Source organism: Rhizobium sp. T1470, assembly GCF_042140505.1.
GTDB lineage: Bacteria > Pseudomonadota > Alphaproteobacteria > Rhizobiales > Rhizobiaceae > Rhizobium > Rhizobium favelukesii.
In genome coordinates this window covers 412,904-429,014 of record NZ_CP148093.1, presented here as the reverse complement: position 1 = coordinate 429,014, position 16,111 = coordinate 412,904, and the positions used below count along the sequence as shown (strand labels likewise).

13 protein-coding genes and 4 pseudogenes are annotated in these 16,111 nt (G+C 60.8%); 10 read left to right on the top strand and 7 right to left on the bottom strand.

Going from position 1 to position 16,111, the window contains the following annotated elements; genetic code table 11:
- Positions 1–385 precede the first annotated feature (385 nt).
- The 3 genes from WGT02_RS31890 to WGT02_RS31880 form a co-directional block, all read right to left on the bottom strand.
- Entirely contained in the window at positions 386–1,570 is a 1,185-nt protein-coding gene (locus WGT02_RS31890; RefSeq protein ID WP_082321374.1) for an IS91 family transposase, read from the bottom strand.
- Between the two features lie 4 nt (positions 1,571–1,574).
- Positions 1,575–2,438, bottom strand: coding sequence for a site-specific integrase (locus WGT02_RS31885; RefSeq protein ID WP_037069958.1), 864 nt, complete (start codon positions 2,436–2,438; stop codon positions 1,575–1,577).
- A 663-nt stretch (positions 2,439–3,101) separates the two neighbouring features.
- On the bottom strand, positions 3,102–3,467 hold the full coding sequence (locus WGT02_RS31880; RefSeq protein ID WP_208246048.1) for a hypothetical protein: 366 nt from the start codon (positions 3,465–3,467) through the stop codon (positions 3,102–3,104).
- A gap of 790 nt (positions 3,468–4,257) precedes the next feature.
- On the opposite strand from WGT02_RS31880, the gene WGT02_RS31875 reads away from it, so the two are divergent.
- Both WGT02_RS31875 and groL read left to right on the top strand, forming a co-directional pair.
- On the top strand, positions 4,258–4,554 hold the full coding sequence (locus WGT02_RS31875; RefSeq protein ID WP_208246045.1) for a co-chaperone GroES: 297 nt from the start codon (positions 4,258–4,260) through the stop codon (positions 4,552–4,554).
- Positions 4,555–4,628: 74 nt separating this feature from the next.
- The gene (groL, locus tag WGT02_RS31870) at positions 4,629–6,263 is read left to right on the top strand and encodes a chaperonin GroEL (protein WP_208246043.1); all 1,635 of its coding nucleotides are present in this window, start codon (positions 4,629–4,631) and stop codon (positions 6,261–6,263) included.
- Between the two features lie 447 nt (positions 6,264–6,710).
- On the opposite strand, the pseudogene WGT02_RS31865 reads toward groL, so the two are convergent.
- From WGT02_RS31865 to WGT02_RS31855, 3 genes and pseudogenes are all read right to left on the bottom strand, one after another.
- Positions 6,711–7,148, bottom strand: a pseudogene (locus tag WGT02_RS31865) (transposase); the annotation flags it as partial.
- 230 nt (positions 7,149–7,378) lie between these two features.
- Positions 7,379–7,552: a hypothetical protein gene (locus tag WGT02_RS31860; RefSeq protein WP_208246041.1), complete on the bottom strand. Its 174-nt coding sequence runs from the start codon at positions 7,550–7,552 to the stop codon at positions 7,379–7,381.
- Between the two features lie 598 nt (positions 7,553–8,150).
- Positions 8,151–8,289, bottom strand: a pseudogene (locus WGT02_RS31855) (IS3 family transposase); the annotation flags it as partial.
- Positions 8,290–8,437: 148 nt separating this feature from the next.
- Here WGT02_RS31855 and WGT02_RS31850 point away from each other — a divergent pair.
- Both WGT02_RS31850 and WGT02_RS31845 read left to right on the top strand, forming a co-directional pair.
- Positions 8,438–8,641, top strand: a complete 204-nt coding sequence (locus tag WGT02_RS31850; RefSeq protein WP_024318839.1) for a cold-shock protein — start codon at positions 8,438–8,440, stop codon at positions 8,639–8,641.
- A gap of 628 nt (positions 8,642–9,269) precedes the next feature.
- Entirely contained in the window at positions 9,270–9,614 is a 345-nt protein-coding gene (locus tag WGT02_RS31845) for a hypothetical protein (protein ID WP_225040247.1), read from the top strand.
- 211 nt (positions 9,615–9,825) lie between these two features.
- Here the strand turns inward: WGT02_RS31845 and WGT02_RS31840 are convergent, their stop codons facing one another.
- Entirely contained in the window at positions 9,826–10,110 is a 285-nt protein-coding gene (locus WGT02_RS31840; RefSeq protein ID WP_225039569.1) for a LexA family transcriptional regulator, read from the bottom strand.
- A 28-nt stretch (positions 10,111–10,138) separates the two neighbouring features.
- Here WGT02_RS31840 and WGT02_RS31835 point away from each other — a divergent pair, with 28 nt between their 5' ends.
- From WGT02_RS31835 to WGT02_RS31810, 6 genes and pseudogenes are all read left to right on the top strand, one after another.
- Entirely contained in the window at positions 10,139–11,254 is a 1,116-nt protein-coding gene (locus WGT02_RS31835) for an IS630 family transposase (protein ID WP_208245192.1), read from the top strand.
- A 105-nt stretch (positions 11,255–11,359) separates the two neighbouring features.
- Positions 11,360–12,564 (top strand): annotated as a pseudogene (locus tag WGT02_RS31830) (cytochrome P450).
- Positions 12,565–12,658: 94 nt separating this feature from the next.
- A complete protein-coding gene (locus WGT02_RS31825) occupies positions 12,659–14,005 on the top strand; it encodes a cytochrome P450 (RefSeq protein WP_208246040.1) in 1,347 nt (448 codons plus the stop codon).
- Positions 13,951–14,259, top strand: a complete 309-nt coding sequence (locus tag WGT02_RS31820; protein WP_208246038.1) for a ferredoxin — start codon at positions 13,951–13,953, stop codon at positions 14,257–14,259. Before WGT02_RS31825 ends, WGT02_RS31820 begins: the two co-directional genes overlap by 55 nt.
- Positions 14,246–15,032: pseudogene (locus WGT02_RS31815) on the top strand (SDR family oxidoreductase); the annotation flags it as partial. The gene WGT02_RS31820 and the pseudogene WGT02_RS31815, both read left to right, overlap by 14 nt.
- Positions 14,995–16,107, top strand: a complete 1,113-nt coding sequence (locus WGT02_RS31810; RefSeq protein ID WP_208246036.1) for a cytochrome P450 — start codon at positions 14,995–14,997, stop codon at positions 16,105–16,107. The pseudogene WGT02_RS31815 and the gene WGT02_RS31810, both read left to right, overlap by 38 nt.
- The last annotated feature ends 4 nt before the right edge of the window (positions 16,108–16,111 follow it).

Here is a 16,111-nt window from a genome sequence, read left to right as displayed (position 1 = left end):
GCATCAGTTAATCAGAACAATGTCGATTCGGGAATCTGGAGGGTTATGTGAGGTCGGATAGGACAGTGGCGTCATACTCGGCCGACCTCACATAAGCCGGATTGAACGAAGGCGCGGGTTGTTTGGCACTATGGGGATTGCGTTCTGCGTCCGGTTCCGGCGCGGTGATGCGGTGGCCCTGAGGGCGCGCAATCAAGTGGCAGACGGCGAGGTTTTACATGATTGTCGAAGCGCAATGTCGCGGGTCGCTGTGCCGGTTGTGCCGATATGGATGCATTTGCGCCTACGGATCGAACATCTGGCCTGGTTCCAGGCAGCGACGATTGTCCGCCGGAACGGCGTCCAAGTCGGCGGGTGATATGGGTCGTCTGCCGATCGCCTGATGTCATGATGTGTCACATCGGAATGAAGATGACCGTGCTTGAGCGGGTCGGATGTTGGCCTTCATCCGACGCATCGGCCGGTCACATTCGGGGCATGTGAAGGGGTAGCCTTGATTTGGGTTGAGGCAATGCGGTTGCTCGGCCGACGTCGACCGCTGGCCCAGCAGGTCCCGACAGAGGGCGATGCGTTGCCGGCGATGGCTATTGGCGAGAAAGCCGAAGTGACGCATACGGTGAAAGCCGTCGGGTAGTACGTGGAGAAGGAAGCGCCGGATAAACTCGAGCGGGTCAAGGCGCATGATCTTCTCGCGATCATGTCCTTGGCGTCGATAGTCCTTCCACCGGAAGTCGACATGCTCGTCATCGGCACCGACGATACGACTGTTGGCGATGGCCACACGATGGGTGTATCTGCCGAGATAGGCGAGCACTTGGTCCGGTCCGCCAAACGGCGGCTTGGCGTAGACGACCCATTCACTGCGACGGGCGTGCGCGAGATGGCTGGTGAAAGCGGTGGGGTCGGCAAGGCGTGCAAGCGCGTTGGAGAAGCGAAGTTTACGCTGAGCGAAGGCGTCAGCAAGGGCCGTCAGAAAGAGCCGCCGGAAGACACGCGATAGAACTCGGACGGGCAAGAAAAAGCCCGGCCGGCATGCAATCCACTTTGACTTATCCGGTGAGAGACCGCCGCCTGGTATGACGCAGTGGACGTGGGGATGGTGGGTCATCGCCTGGCCCCAGGTGTGAAGCACGGCGATGATACCGATCTCGGCACCCAGCCGTTTAGGGTCGGCGGCGACCGTCTGCAGCGTCTGGGCTGCGATCCGCATCAGCAGTGCGTAGACGACCGCCTTGTTGTGGAAGGCTATCTCGGCGATGCCAGGCGGTAGTGTGAAGACCACATGGAAGTACTGGACCGGCAAGAGATCGCAGATGCGGGCCGCGACCCATCCCCTGCGAGCTATGCCCTGGCACTTCGGGCAGTGACGATTGCGGCAGGAATTATAGGAGATGCGAGTCGTGCCACACTCATCGCAGGCATCGACATGGCCGCCGAGCCTGGGTGTGCGGCAAGCTTCGATCGCGCCCATGACACGTCGTTCGCCACGACTAAGATGACCGGCGTTCTCTCGCCTGTAGCAGCCACCGTGTCGCCGAAAGATGTCGGCAACTTCGAAAGCGGGGCGCAACCGATTATGATACCGGCGGCGTCACCTCCAGTCGCAATCGGTCAAGCGGGCTTGCCGTGGAGCGGATCGTGTCGGTGGAAACCCGCGTGTAATGTGCCGTGCTCGACAGGTGTGCATGACCGAGCAGTACTTGGATAATACGAATATCGGTGCCGTTCTCCAGCAAGTGGGTGGCAAAACTGTGCCGCAATGTATGGATGGTGACCCGCTTGGCCAGTCCCGTTGCTGCAACCGCCGAACGACAAGCGGCATGCAACACCGTCGGCTCGATCGGCTTGTCAGGATTGCGTCCGGGAAAGAGCAGCGTCTTGGGCCTCGTCAAGCGCCAATAGCTGCGTAGGATGCCGAGCAGTTCCGGCGACAGCATGACGTAGCGGGCTTTGCCGCCCTTGCCATGGCGGATATGAATCACCATGCGCGAGCTGTCGATATCACCGATGCTTAGTCCGCAGACTTCCGAGACCCTGAGACCGGCTCCATAGGCGCAGGTTAGTGCCACACGCGCCTTCAGGCTGGAGACAGCTTCCAGGAATTGGACTACCTCGTCCGTCGACAGAACGATGGGTAGCTTCCGCGGTGCGCGGGCATAGGGGATGCGCTCCGGGATCTCATTCTGACCGAGCGTGACCCCATAAAAAAACCGCAGCGCGCAGACGATCTGGTTCAATGCCGCCCAGGATATTCCACCTGAGACAAGGTAGACTTGGAACGCGCGGACATCTTCAAGATCAAGCCGATCCGGCGAGTGGCCGAAATGGCGGCTGAACTTCTGGACGGCATTGATATAGGATCGTTGGGTGGCCGGAGACAGATTGCGGACCGTCATGTCCTCGATCATCCGGCGGCGAAGAGGGCTTATCTCGGCCATCTGGACCTCCTGTCTGAAGGGTGGGTTTGCAACACCCTCATCCTCTCAGCCAGGAGGCTCTTCTCAAAGCCCGCCGCAATTGCCGCGGTAGCGGCTTAGTTCAATCTGACCCGATTCAGAAAAATGCGGAAACGCTCTAATGGGTAAATTCAGTTTTGCGCGACTGGATCGATGACCATCGGGACGACCCTACCTCCCCTAGTATCGGTTCGTACCGCGACGTTTGCGGAACATTCGAAGTACTAATCGTGCCAAAGAGAAAAACTCTGTCAATACAATATGGTGAGCACCCGCCCCTTTGTCCGATCTCCGACATTTTATCGAGGACCCGACACACTCGTCCTCGCTCGCTTGCGTTGCAGCGATCAAGCCGAACTCATAACGCATCTCCAAATCTTCCGTGTTTCGAGATCGGCTTAATGTCGGCCATAGGGATAGAGCGGAAGCTGCTGTGATCTTTGATCGGCGATCAAAATTCGGAGCGAGTCTCAATATTTTATTGCGATTTTTTAAAGGTTGCGATCGCCCTGATCGTTGCGGGCGATCCCAAATGGCCGGCGCAGCGATGGTTCTGGCCCATCCCTCCCTTCACCTCCCGGAAGCGCCAAAATAAATGTTTGTTCAAAGAACAGTACGCAGGCAGCGTTGACGGGCCTGACGCGATTACGAAGCGATAAAATACAGAGGGCCGCGGAGATAATTTCTGACGCGCAGTTGCTTCAATTGCAGGCGAGGGCAAATCGTGGTTCGATCAGTTCCCGAACAGATGCAGACTTGCATGGCAAAGCCGCCCACACGCCTCCTGCCCGCCACCATCCGGCGTGCCAGGACGCCCGGATGGCGTTCCACCAGGCCCGAAGGATCCGCCACAGCCGCCGGATCGGCCTGTAGGCTGAAACGATTGAACTTCGCCATCTGCAACCGGGCATAGTTCCGCATTGGGAGCATACTTGGATGGGTAGATTTGACTTCGAGTTGCGTGACATCATCACTTTCGTCGGAGACACCCTTCGTATTGATGAAAAGCAACTGCGGCACGGAATCCTACGGCTCGAGTTTGATTGGCATCTCTCTGACGGCCGCCCATGCCCATTGCGGGCGGCGTTTCCAGACAGCTACCCATTCGTTCGCCCAGGTGGCACTACGCGGAGAACCATCCACCTTTCCGGAGAAGCATTGCTCGCCCGCCGATGGAACCCTCTGTCTGCTCGGACGAGATACAGGCCTCTGGTCAGCGGAATGGACATTCGCAACCATGCTCAAGAAACAGCTTGAAAATGCCTTGAACGGTAGATCTTCAGGCACGCTCTGTCTTTCCAGCTTAGGCCGTCGGAGACGGCGCCCGGATGCGTGTGCCAGTCGCCAAGATATGGATCATCAGAACCCCGTCAGCGCGAAATCCTACTCCGATCATGATGCTCATGTGTGGCGGTCCAGGGTATTGCACTCGTGGGTAGCCCACATGGCGCGTCAGCTTCTCTTTGGACTTCTTTCCGAGGATAAAGCTGCCGTTGAAGTATATGACTGACGCTCGGACGAACGTCAGCATTCGCTGATTGTAGGGCATCAAACAAATATGCGTCGCGCTTAACTTCCGAGCTAAGGTCGGTCGATTGGACAGTGACCGAGATTGAGATACCTGGCGACGTAGCGCCTGGGTATGACGCTCTCGGCTCGCGAAAAAACCTGACTTCAAGCCTTGATCCGCCCGATGGCTATCCTTATCTCCGGAGCGTGTTAGCACTCGATTAACGTGAGTGCTAACAGCCAGCCATCGGATCGCTTAGATCCGCAATGACATTTGATCGAGGGACCAAAAATGGCAAACATCAATTTCCGACCGCTGCATGACCGCATTGCCGTCCGCCGCGTCGAGTCTGACGAAAAGTCCAAGGGCGGCATCATCATTCCCGACACCGCCAAGGAAAAGCCGCAGGAAGGCGAAATCGTCGCCGTCGGTTCCGGCGCTCGTGACGAGTCCGGCAAGGTCGTCGCTCTCGACGTCAAGGCTGGCGACCGCGTCCTGTTCGGCAAGTGGTCCGGCACTGAAGTCAAGATCAACGGCGAAGACCTTCTGATCATGAAGGAAGCCGACATCATGGGCATCATCGGCTGATCGGCCGATAATCTTTTAACTTCAGCATTTGAAAGCCGGATCTGTCCGGAATTTCGAAACAAGGAGCCTTCAAAATGGCAGCTAAAGAACTCAAATTCGGCCGCACCGCGCGCGAAAAGATGCTCAAGGGTGTCGACATTCTCGCTGACGCAGTGAAGGTAACGCTCGGCCCGAAGGGTCGTAACGTCATCCTCGACAAGTCCTTCGGCGCTCCGCGCATCACCAAGGACGGCGTTTCGGTCGCCAAGGAAATCGAACTGGAAGACAAGTTCGAAAACATGGGCGCCCAGATGGTCCGCGAAGTCGCGTCGAAGACTAGCGACGTTGCCGGTGACGGAACCACGACTGCAACGGTTCTCGCCCAGGCGATCGTTCGCGAAGGCGGCAAGGCGGTCGCAGCTGGCATGAACCCGATGGACCTGAAGCGCGGTATCGACCTCGCTGTTGGCGAAGTCGTCAAGGATCTCCAGGCCAAGGCCAAGAAGATCAACACGTCTGAAGAGATTGCCCAGGTCGGGACGATCTCCGCCAACGGCGAGAAGGAGATTGGCGCCTATATCGCCGAAGCCATGCAGAAGGTCGGCAATGAAGGCGTCATCACCGTTGAAGAAGCCAAGACCGCTGAAACCGAACTCGAAGTCGTCGAAGGCATGCAGTTCGACCGCGGCTACCTCAGCCCCTACTTCGTCACCAACCCGGAAAAGATGATTGCCGACCTCGAAGACGCCTTCATCCTGCTGCACGAAAAGAAGCTGTCGAACCTGCAGGCAATGCTTCCGGTTCTCGAAGCTGTCGTTCAGACCGGCAAGCCGCTCCTCATCATTGCTGAAGATGTCGAAGGCGAAGCGCTTGCTACGCTCGTCGTCAACAAGCTGCGCGGCGGCCTGAAGATAGCTGCCGTCAAGGCTCCGGGCTTCGGCGATCGCCGCAAGGCCATGCTCGAAGACATCGCGATCCTGACCGGTGGTACGGTCATCTCCGAAGACCTCGGCATCAAGCTCGAATCCGTAACGCTCGACATGCTCGGCCGTTCGAAGAAGGTTTCGATCTCCAAGGAAAATACGACGATCGTCGACGGCGCTGGCGCCAAGTCCGACATCGAAGGCCGCGTTGCCCAAATCAAGGCTCAGATCGAAGAAACCACTTCGGACTATGACCGCGAAAAGCTGCAGGAACGCCTTGCCAAGCTCGCTGGCGGTGTTGCCGTCATTCGCGTCGGCGGCTCCACGGAAGTCGAAGTGAAGGAAAAGAAGGACCGCATCGACGACGCGCTCAATGCGACGCGCGCTGCTGTTCAGGAAGGCATTGTACCGGGCGGCGGCGTCGCTCTGCTGCGTTCGTCCACGAAGATCACCGCCAAGGGTGAAAACCAGGATCAGGAAGCCGGCGTGAACATCGTCCGCAGGGCGCTGCAGTCGCTGGTGCGCCAGATCGCTGAAAACGCAGGCGACGAAGCCTCCATCGTTGTCGGCAAGATCCTCGAAAAGAACGAAGACAACTATGGCTACAACGCCCAGACGTCCGAGTATGGCGACATGATCGCCATGGGCATCGTCGACCCGGTCAAGGTTGTGCGCACGGCTCTGCAGAACGCAGCTTCGGTTGCTTCGCTGCTGATCACCACCGAAGCCATGATCGCTGAACTGCCGAAGAAGGACTCCGCCGGCGGCGGCATGCCTAGCGGCATGGGCGGAATGGAAATGATGTGAAAAGGCGAAAGCCTCCACAGCAATCAATCAGATAATAGGGCGGCCTTCGGGCCGCCCCAGACTGCTGACAAACCCCTGGCCTGGCTGGGGGTTTATGTGATTCAGTGGGACAGGTTGAGGAAAACTGTCTCTTCCCAGACGGCTCTCGAGATGGTGACGCTCGACAGCCGGGTGCCGAAGGATCACCTGCTTCGCAAGATCGACGCGGTGATCGACTTCTCCTGCCTCCATGTTCGTATTGCCGGGCTTTATTGCGCCGACGATGTTCTCGACCGGATCGGTGACCACGTTGATCAGCAGCCTCCCACCGGAAATGCGGTCGAGCGGCGAGCGGCGGCGATTGCACACCGGCTTGAGAGCGACAAGGAAGCGAAGCCGCTGGGTCGGCGGCGCCAGCGCTGACGCCAGGTCCTCGCAGCTGCGTCCGGTCGGCAGCAGCGCACCATGGAAAGCCTTCACTTTGCCGTCGATCTCCTCGCAGAGCCGACTGACCTGACTCTTGGAGACACCGCTCATGCCCATCGCTTTGACTAGGTCGTCGACCGAGCGGGTCGAGATGTCCTGGATGTAGGCCTCCTGAATGACGGCTGTCAGCGCCTTCTCCGCTATGCGCCGTGGCTCCAGGAACGACGGGTAATAGGTGCCCTTCCTGAGTTTGGGGATGCGCAGCTCGACGGTGCCGGCCCGCGTCTCCCAGTCCCGGTCGCGATACCCGTTGCGCTGGGCCATGCGCAGCGGGTTCTTCTCGCCATAAGCGGCACCGGTGGAGGCACCCACCTCCATCTCCATTAGTCGTTCTGCCGCAAAGCCGATCATCTCACGCAAAATATCGGCGTCCGGGGTCTTCTCTACGAGCGTGCGCAGGTTCATCATGATATCGGTCATCGGTGGTTCCTTCCAATCAGGTTGGTGTGAGCAATCCGACTTTACCGGAGAACTTCGATGACCGCCGCTTCGCCGCTCGCTCTCGCTCGCTACGGCGCGATTTAGAACGCGCTCCCGAGCGGCTTCGCTACCGCCGAACTACACCACTCGACGGGACACGACCCCACCTATCAGCCGTCTTGGCCTGGATCGGGACAACCTGTTGAGGGTTCCACAGCTAGTTTGCACACCTAGCCGTGGTGTTTACTGCGTATTACCCCCTCTGCAATAGTTGCAGCTGCAAGGCCTCCCAGCGCAATAACTGCGAAAGCTATTGCCCCAAAAAGGCCCCATCCTCCCGAAATTGCACATGCTTCTTCAGGCGTTAAGTCAGTCGCACCATAGGCTGACATGTCGGTATTCATTGTTGTCTCCTTTTTTAGCGCTCAAATGAGAAGATCAGTAACGGTCATCGGCAGCTCCTGCTGCGCGCAACGAGAGAGATTCAAAGAGTCGTGCCAACTGCGCAGAAAGAGCCTCAGAATTCTGCACAGTCACTTACAGGGCAGTGGCAGGCCGGGCCGAACAACACCGTGTCGCGGAGTCGACAAACCCGACATTTCGTGCAGCGGATTTTGGCATCTGGACGTGGTGGTGATTTCGGTTCGCGGCTGAAAGCGCCGGCTGTACCAGCCCATTGAACAACCGGTAGATGCCGCCTCTAGATAGCTATTTAAGCTTATGCTTGTGGCGCTCATCCATCAGTGGCGCCGTCCGGGGGAACTCTTGGACGAGCGCTTTGCAAATTCGGTGGCCGCCACCACGAGGGATCCTCGCTGAGGTTGGTCGAGCCGGTCCACACTTCGCAGAGACCGGCCGAAATGAGCTCGCGACCGCCACCCCGGGTTTTTGGGCCGAGGACTTCTCGTGGTCTTAGCACCGCCGTTCTGGTTTTGGTTCCGGCGTTCGGACGCCCTACGCGACAGGTCAGCGATCAGCATTGCTTGCAGCTGTTCCGCTGTGCCGGGCGCGGGCCGACCGGCGATCCATGTCGATCCGCTTGGCGACAGCGTCGTTAAGTCGTAATAGGTGGGGCAATCGGTAGCAGCTTGCAGATCGGCTCGACCCCGAGCACCCAACGGTGTTCACGAACCGTCGATACGCAGTTCACCTCTCAGGCAATGAGTTGCCGAGTTCCTACGAATGGGAATATTGCTGAAAAGTAGCAGACCGTTGGTGGACAAGGATACGCTCGGAGCTATAGGTCCGATTGGCGGGCCAAACTCGCTGCAGAATTAAAGAGGAAAGTCATGCCTACAGGTACCGTGAAATTTTTTAATGAAGACAAGGGATTTGGCTTCATTACGCCCGAGAATGGCGGAGCGGATGTGTTCGTCCATGTGTCTGCCCTGCAACGAGGCGATTCGCTCCGAGAAGGCGAAAAGGTCAGCTACGAGCTGGGCCAAGATCGGAAGACCGGGAAGTCGAAGGCCGAAAACGTAAGCGTGCTCTGACCCCATGAGCGAGAGGATTGGCCGCGGATTTTTCAGTTTCCGAGCGTAGGCAGGCTAGTCAAATTCCAATAGCCTTGGCGGGATTAGAACCGTCGGCCCGTCGTTACCTCCTTACCTGAAATCCCGAGTCTTCACCTTGATCGCGTCGAGATGCAGCTAGGGATCCACAATACCCCTCGGCCACGGCCCTTCGGCAATCCACGCGGATCGGGCGCCGGCGATCCATAATGAAACTCATCGCCTCGCCCATGCGGCAACGGAAACGCCGCGTCACGCTGACGCTTGCCAGTTTCCCTGACAGGTTGGACAACAGATGAGCGTTCGCGCAGCGTCAATGCAGCAACCAAGAAGAGGGCAGCCGTGCGACGCGATGGCGCAGGAAAGCCAAAAACGAACGTGGATGACCGCGGATGGGGCTCGCTTCGCGGCATCGACTCCAGCAAACCTGTGCCCTTTGTCAAGGACACGGGCGAGCTGCTATGAACAACGAAATCTCCCACCTGACCGCGAGCGCCGCGGCGCTGCTCGCTGAACAACCTGGACTTCGCCGGCCGAAATCGCACGCCTTCTGCTGATGCGATGCGTGCCGAGACCCCTTCCTCGTGAGTACGAACCGTGGCGATTCAGGGTGCTCGGCGCAATCATTCCAGATCTCGATGGTTTCGTCGCTATGGAACGGAGGAACCTGCCTCCACCCGCAATTCCGATCCTGTCGCTGCATCTGCGACCGGCTCTGCTGGCCGGAGTAGGCGTCGTCGAGCGGGCCGGACCGGAGACGCTCGAAATGCTGCGCGGCCAAATGACGGGTGTCAACAAAGTGCCTTTCAGCAGCGCTACCGATGAGATCATGAACCATACATGCCGTTCGGTGGCGTCGTCGCAGTTGCAGTTAATTAGAGAATCCTGCCCCGCGGATTCTCATCTGCCAAATCCGGCTGAAACAACCGCATTCTCACGTTTAATTGCTAAGTGACAGCCGCGATTCCCGGCACGTATCATGTCAAATCCACCAGTTGGAAAAATGAACCAGAATATATTATAACATATATTTTGGTATAGTTTCAGCTCTTTGAGAAAAATTAATGTCTTATCGTATTTTTACATAATATAAACAGTATATATTCTGCTCATATTGTCTTAAAACAAGTACTAGTACCGCGCCACAGAGATTATGACGGGTTGGGTTATCGTAGAATGGGCAAGTCTTCTGGTGGGATGAGAAGTTGGATGCTGCGTGCTGCGCCTGGCACGCGGGATATAAATCCTGCCTTCTCGAGGGTCAGCACCATCTGGTGAACAGACGGAGCCGTAACGGCGAAGTGGCGACGCATGTCGGCTTCGGCCGGAGGCTGTTTGAAGATGCGGCTGTAGGCGTAGATGAAGGCCAGGTACTGGCCTTGGACTTGCGTAAGGCCATGTCTTGCCGTTGCGGCTTGCGGGTCAAGTGAGGGACTCATTTTCGGATTCATCTGCGTCTCCGCGCTGAAGGAGGTGTCGATGAATATAAAGTTTCACGTAGAGCTTAGCCAATCGGAACGTGATCAACTGGCCGTTTTGTTGAGCGGGGGACGCCATGCGTCGCGCAAGATCAAGCGCGCCCAGATCCTGGTGGCGGCGGACGAAGGCTTCAGCGACGAGGTGATCGCGGCAACCTTGAACGTCAGCGGATCGACGATTTACCGGACCAAGCGCCGGTTTGTGGAAGCCAATCTGGAAGGCGCGCTCAGTGAAGAACCGCGCCCGGGTGTTGAGCGCAAGCTATCGAGCAAGGAGGAGGCGCTGTTGGTGGCGACCGCCTGCTCAAAGCCGCCGCCCGGGCGAGCCCGCTGGACCCTGGAGCTTCTGGCCGATGAGATGGTCCGACTCACCGATCATGACGAGTTGTCCTCGGAGACCGTACGTCGCCGGCTGGCTGAGAATCATCTCAAACCTTGGCGCAAAGACATGTGGTGCATCCCAAAGCTCGATGGGGAATACGTCGCGCGCATGGAGGATGTTCTCGACCTCTACGCAGAGACGCCTGATCCACAAAGGCCCGTGGTCTGCTTCGACGAGAGCCCGACCCAACTCATCGGCGAAGTGCGCGAGCCCATTGCGGCCAAGCCTGGCCAGCTTGAACGCTACGACTGCGAGTATCGCCGAAACGGCACGGTCAATCTGTTTGTCTTCATGGACGCCCACCAGCCCTGGCGCAGGGTGAAGGTCACCGATCGGCGAACCAACCAAGACTTCGCCCAGTGCATGCGCGAACTGGTCGACGTCGATTATCCCGACGCCCCGATCATCCGCGTGGTGATGGACAACCTCTCCACCCATTCCGCCGGGGCGCTTTACGACGCATTTCCAGCCCCGGAGGCTCGAAGGGTGCTGAAGCGACTGGAGTTCCACCACACGCCCAAGCACGCCAGTTGGCTCAACATGGTCGAGATCGAGATCGGTGTCCTGCGCAGCCAATGCCTCGACCGTCGTATCGACAATAAAGACACCATAATCGCCGAAGTCGCAGCCTGGGAGCAGCAACGCAACGCTAATGGCGCAAAGATCCAATGGATGTTCACAACCGAAAAAGCCCGCCAAAAGCTCCGCAAAGCTTACCCCGTCAAAGAGTCATAATCTCTGTGGCGCGGCACTAGTAGAGCTTCGTTTTACGTCATTCGCTGCCGCAGCGCCTGCCGGTCACCTTCCGCCCTTCCATCGCTCAGAGAGTGAAGTGCCACCATGTCCAAACAACCCTTGCCGACGCTGCCGATGTGGCGCGTCGATCATATCGAGCCCTCGCCCGAGATGTTGGCGCTACGCGCCAACGGTCCGATCCACCGCGTGCGCTTCCCATCCGGGCACGAAGGCTGGTGGGTGACAGGCTACGACGAGGCCAAGGCGGCGCTGTCCGACCCCGCGTTCCGGCCCGCGGGAATGCCGCCGGCGGCATTTACCCCGGATTCGGTGATTCTCGGTTCGCCGGGGTGGCTAGTCTCGCACGAAGGGGACGAGCATGCCCGGTTACGCACGATCGTGGCGCCGGCCTTCAGCAACCCCAGGGTGAAGCTGCTCGCGCAGCAGGTCGAGGCGATCGCCGCCCAGTTGTTCGAGACGCTGGCGGCTCAGCCCCAGCCTGCCGACCTGCGGCGCCACCTCACCTTTTTCCGCTTCCGGCAATGATCATCAGCGCGCTGCTGGGTGTGCTCTACGAGGATCACGCCTTTTTCGCCGGGCTGTCCGACGAGGTGATGACACACCAGCATGAAAGCGGCCCGCGCAACGCGTCGCGCCTGGCCTGGGAAGAACTGCTCGCCTACATTCGCAGCAAGATGCGCGACAAGCGCCAGGATCCGGGCGACAACCTGCTGACGGATCTGCTCGCGGCGGTCGACCAGGGCAAGGCGACCGAGGAAGAGGCGATCGGCCTGGCGGCGGGCATGCTGGTGGCGGGGCACGAGAGCACCGTCGCGCAGATCGAATTCGGCCTGCTGGCCATGTTCCGCTGTCCGCAACAGCGCGAACGCCTAGTCGGCGATCCATCCCTGGTGGACAAGGCGGTGGAGGAAATCCTGCGCATGTACCCGCCGGGCGCGGGCTGGGACGGCATCATGCGCTATCCGCGGACCGACGTGACCATCGCGGGCGTGCATATTCCCGCGGAGAGCAAGGTGCTGATCGGCCTACCGGCGACGTCGTTCGATCCGCGCCATTTCGACGACCCGGAAATCTTTGACATCGGACGCGACGAAAAACCGCACCTGGCGTTCTCCTCCGGGCCGCACTACTGCATCGGCGTGGCGCTAGCCAGGCTGGAACTCAAGGTGGTTTTCGGTTCGATCTTCCAGCGCTTTCGCGCGCTGCGCTTGGCCGTGGCGCCCGAAGAACTGAAGTTGCGCAAGGAGATCATCACTGGCGGGTTCGAAGGGTTCCCGGTGCTCTGGTGATGCGCGGAAGTCGCCGGGAATCGCGATCTTCTCCGCAATTTGCCGGCGCGCGTGGCGCGCGCTGGTCAGATCAACCAGCCAACAGGTAACCAAGATGGACGTGCAAGAAGCCACGGCAGCATGCCGAGACGCCTTCGCCGAACTGGCGTCGCCAGCGTGCATCCACGACCCGTATCCGTTTATGCGGTGGTTGCGCGAGCACGATCCGGTGCATCGCGCCGCGTCGGGCCTCTTTCTGTTGAGCCGCCACGCCGACATCCACTGGGCGCTCAAGGCCACGGGCGATGCATTTCGGGGACCGGCGCCGGGCGAACTGTCCCGCTATTTCCCGCGTGCGGCGACCAGCCTGTCGCTCAATCTGCTAGCGTCCACGCTAGCGATGAAGGAACCACCGACGCATACGCGTCTGCGCCGGCTGATCTCGCGCGATTTCACCATGCGCCAGATCGACAACCTGCGGCCGAGCATCGCGCGCATCGTCGCAGCGCGCCTGGACGGGATGGCGCCCGCGCTGGAGCGCGGGGAGGCGGTGGACCTGCATCGGGAATTCGCGCTGGCCTTGCCCATGCTGGTCTTCGCCGAACTGTTCGGCATGCCCCAGGACGACATGTTCGGGCTCGCCGCCGGCATCGGCGCCATTCTGGAAGGCTTGAGCCCGCACGCCAGCGATCCCCAGCTCGCCGCAGCGGACGCGGTTAGCGCCGGGGTACAGGCCTACTTCAGCGACCTCATACAGCGCAAGCGCACCGATCCCCACCACGACATCGTGTCGATGCTGGTCGGCGCACACGACGACGATGCCGACACCCTGTCGGATGCGGAGTTGATCAGCATGCTGTGGGGCATGCTGCTGGGCGGCTTCGCCACCACTGCTGCGACCATCGACCATGCGGTCCTGGCGATGCTGGCGTATCCCGAACAGCGGCACTGGCTGCAGGGAGACACCGTGGGGGTGGAGGCATTCGTCGAAGAAGTCCTGCGCTGCGACGCGCCCGCCATGTTCAGCTCCATTCCGCGTATCGCCCAGCGCGACATCGAACTGGGCGGCGTGGTGATCCCGAAGAACGCGGACGTGCGCGTGCTGATCGGGGCCGGCAATCGCGACCCGGACGCCTTCGCCGATCCCGACCGCTTCGATCCCGCGCGGTTCTACGGCACCAGTCCTGGCATGTCGACCGACGGGAAGATCCTGCTGAGCTTCGGCCATGGCATCCACTTCTGCCTCGGTGCGCAACTGGCCCGGGTGCAGTTGGCCGAGAGCCTGCCGCGGATCCAGGCGCGCTTCCCCACGCTGGCATTGGCCGAGCAGCCGACCCGGGAGCCCTCCGCATTCCTTAGGACGTTCCGCGCGCTGCCGGTGCGGCTGCATGTGCAGGGGGGGCTGAGATGCGCGTCGTGGTCGACGAGGATCTGTGCGGAACCACCGGGCAGTGCGTGCTGACGCTGCCGGGCACCTTTCGCCAGCGCGAAGCAGACGGCGTGGCCGAAGTGTGCGTGTCGACGGTCCCGCAGGCGATGCACGCCGCCGTGCGGCTCGCGGCCAGCCAGTGCCCGGTCGCCGCCATTCGGGTCATCGAAAGCGACGCTGGCGACGACGAGCGCGCCAGCGCCGACCTTGCGCCTTCTCCGGCGGAGGCAGAGCGGCATGCCGCGAAAGACCAAAGCAATCCAGGAGGGCACGATGGGACGGTTTGAAGGTAAGGTGGCCGTGGTGACCGGCGCGGGCGCCGGCATCGGCAAGGCATGCGCCCTCGCCATCGCGCGCGAGGGCGGCAGAGTGGTGGTGGCCGACATTGATGGCTCGGCGGCCATCGCCTGCACCGCGCAGATCGCGGCCGAAGCAGGCCACGCGCTGGCAGTGGCCATGGACATCGCCGATGCGCAGGCGGTGGCAGCGCTGTTCGAGACGGCGGAGCGGCACTTCGGTGGGGTCGACCTGCTGGTGAACAACGCGAGCGCCATGCACCTGACCCCGCGCGATCCTCGACCTGGACCTGGCGGTCTGGGATCAGACCATGGCGACCAATCTGCGCGGCACGCTGCTCTGCTGCCGGCAGGCCATCCCACGGATGATCGCCCGCGGCAGTGGCGCGATCGTCAACATGTCGTCGTGCCAGGGGCTCAGCGGTGACACCGCGCTGACGTCCTACGCCGCGTCGAAGGCGGCGATGAACATGCTGTCGGCCTCGCTCGCCACCCAGTACGGTCATGCGCAGATCCGCTGCAACGCGGTTGCGCCGGGTCTCATCATGACCGAGCGTCTCCTCGCTAAGCTGGACGAGTGCATGCAACGGCATCTTAGCCGGCACCAGCTCCTGCCGCGCGTCGGCCGCCCCGAGGACGTGGCCGCGCTGGTGGCGTTCCTGCTCTCCGACGATGCTGCGTTCATCACCGGCCAGGTCGTGTGCATCGACGGCGGCATGCTGGCGCATGTGCCGACGTTCGGCGCTGATCGAAGAGATCGCGCCCGAATTGCTTGGCGGAACACTGGTCGCCCAGGACGGCGGCGCGCACCGGCAGGCGCGCGATGCGATCAAGGCGGCGTTCGTGCCCAAGGGGCTGACCCAGGCCGGCATCGGCGACCTGTTCGCGCCCGTCATCTGGGCGCGGGTGCAGGCGTGGCGTGACCGCGGCGACGTAACTATCCTGCGCGAAACCGGTGACCTGATGCTCAAGCTCATCTTCAGCCTCATGGGAATCCCAGCGCAGGACCTGCCGGGATGGCATCGCAAGTACCGGCAACTGCTGCAGTTGATCGTCGCGCCCCTGGTCGACCTGCCCGGACTGCCCTTGCGGCGCGGCCGCGCCGCCCGCGACTGGATCGACGCACAGTTGCGCCAGTTCGTCCGCGACGCGCGCGCGCATGCCGCGCGCACCGGGTTGATCAACGACATGGTGAGCGCCTTCGATCGCAGCGACGATGCGCTCTCCGATGACGTCCTGGTCGCCAATATCCGCTTGCTGCTGCTTGGCGGTCACGAGACCACCGCCTCGACGATGGCCTGGATGGTGATCGAGCTGGCGCGGCAGCCTGTGCTGTGGGACGCCCTGGTCGAAGAGGCGCAACGCGTGGGCGCGGTGCCGACCCGGCACGCGGACCTTGCGCAGTGTCCAGTCGCCGAGGCGCTGTTCCGCGAGACGCTGCGCCTGCATCCGGCGGTCACGCTCCTGCCGCGTCGCGCGCTGCAGGAATTGCAACTCGGCCAACGGCGCATTCCCGCAGGCACCCATCTGTGCATCCCGCTGCTGCATTTCTCGACCTCGGCGCTGCTGCACGAGGCGCCTGATCAGTTCCGCCTGGCGCGGTGGCTGCAACGCACGGAGCCGATCCGGCCGGTGGACATGTTGCAGTTCGGTACCGGCCCACACGTCTGCATCGGCTACCACCTGGTGTGGCTGGAAATGGTGCAGTTCTGCATCGCCTTGGCGCTGACCATGCACAAGGCCGGGGTGCGGCCGCGGTTGCTGAGCGACGTCGAAAAAGGCCGGCGCTATTACCCGACCGGACATCCGTCCATGAAAGTCCGCATCGGATTCTCATGAGCTG

Bases quoted from the DNA above. Each gene is read 5' to 3' on its own strand.
- WGT02_RS31810 (WP_208246036.1), top strand. From the start codon at position 14,995: ATGTGCCGACGTTCGGCGCTGATCGAAGAGATCGCGCCCGAATTGCTT.
- WGT02_RS31850 (WP_024318839.1), top strand. From the start codon at position 8,438: ATGCCTACAGGTACCGTGAAATTTTTTAATGAAGACAAGGGATTTGGC.
- WGT02_RS31825 (WP_208246040.1), top strand. From the start codon at position 12,659: ATGGACGTGCAAGAAGCCACGGCAGCATGCCGAGACGCCTTCGCCGAA.
- WGT02_RS31820 (WP_208246038.1), top strand. From the start codon at position 13,951: ATGCGCGTCGTGGTCGACGAGGATCTGTGCGGAACCACCGGGCAGTGC.
- WGT02_RS31835 (WP_208245192.1), top strand. From the start codon at position 10,139: ATGAATATAAAGTTTCACGTAGAGCTTAGCCAATCGGAACGTGATCAA.
- WGT02_RS31840 (WP_225039569.1), bottom strand. From the start codon at position 10,110: ATGAATCCGAAAATGAGTCCCTCACTTGACCCGCAAGCCGCAACGGCA.
- WGT02_RS31875 (WP_208246045.1), top strand. From the start codon at position 4,258: ATGGCAAACATCAATTTCCGACCGCTGCATGACCGCATTGCCGTCCGC.
- WGT02_RS31860 (WP_208246041.1), bottom strand. From the start codon at position 7,552: ATGAATACCGACATGTCAGCCTATGGTGCGACTGACTTAACGCCTGAA.
- groL (WP_208246043.1), top strand. From the start codon at position 4,629: ATGGCAGCTAAAGAACTCAAATTCGGCCGCACCGCGCGCGAAAAGATG.
- WGT02_RS31885 (WP_037069958.1), bottom strand. From the start codon at position 2,438: ATGGCCGAGATAAGCCCTCTTCGCCGCCGGATGATCGAGGACATGACG.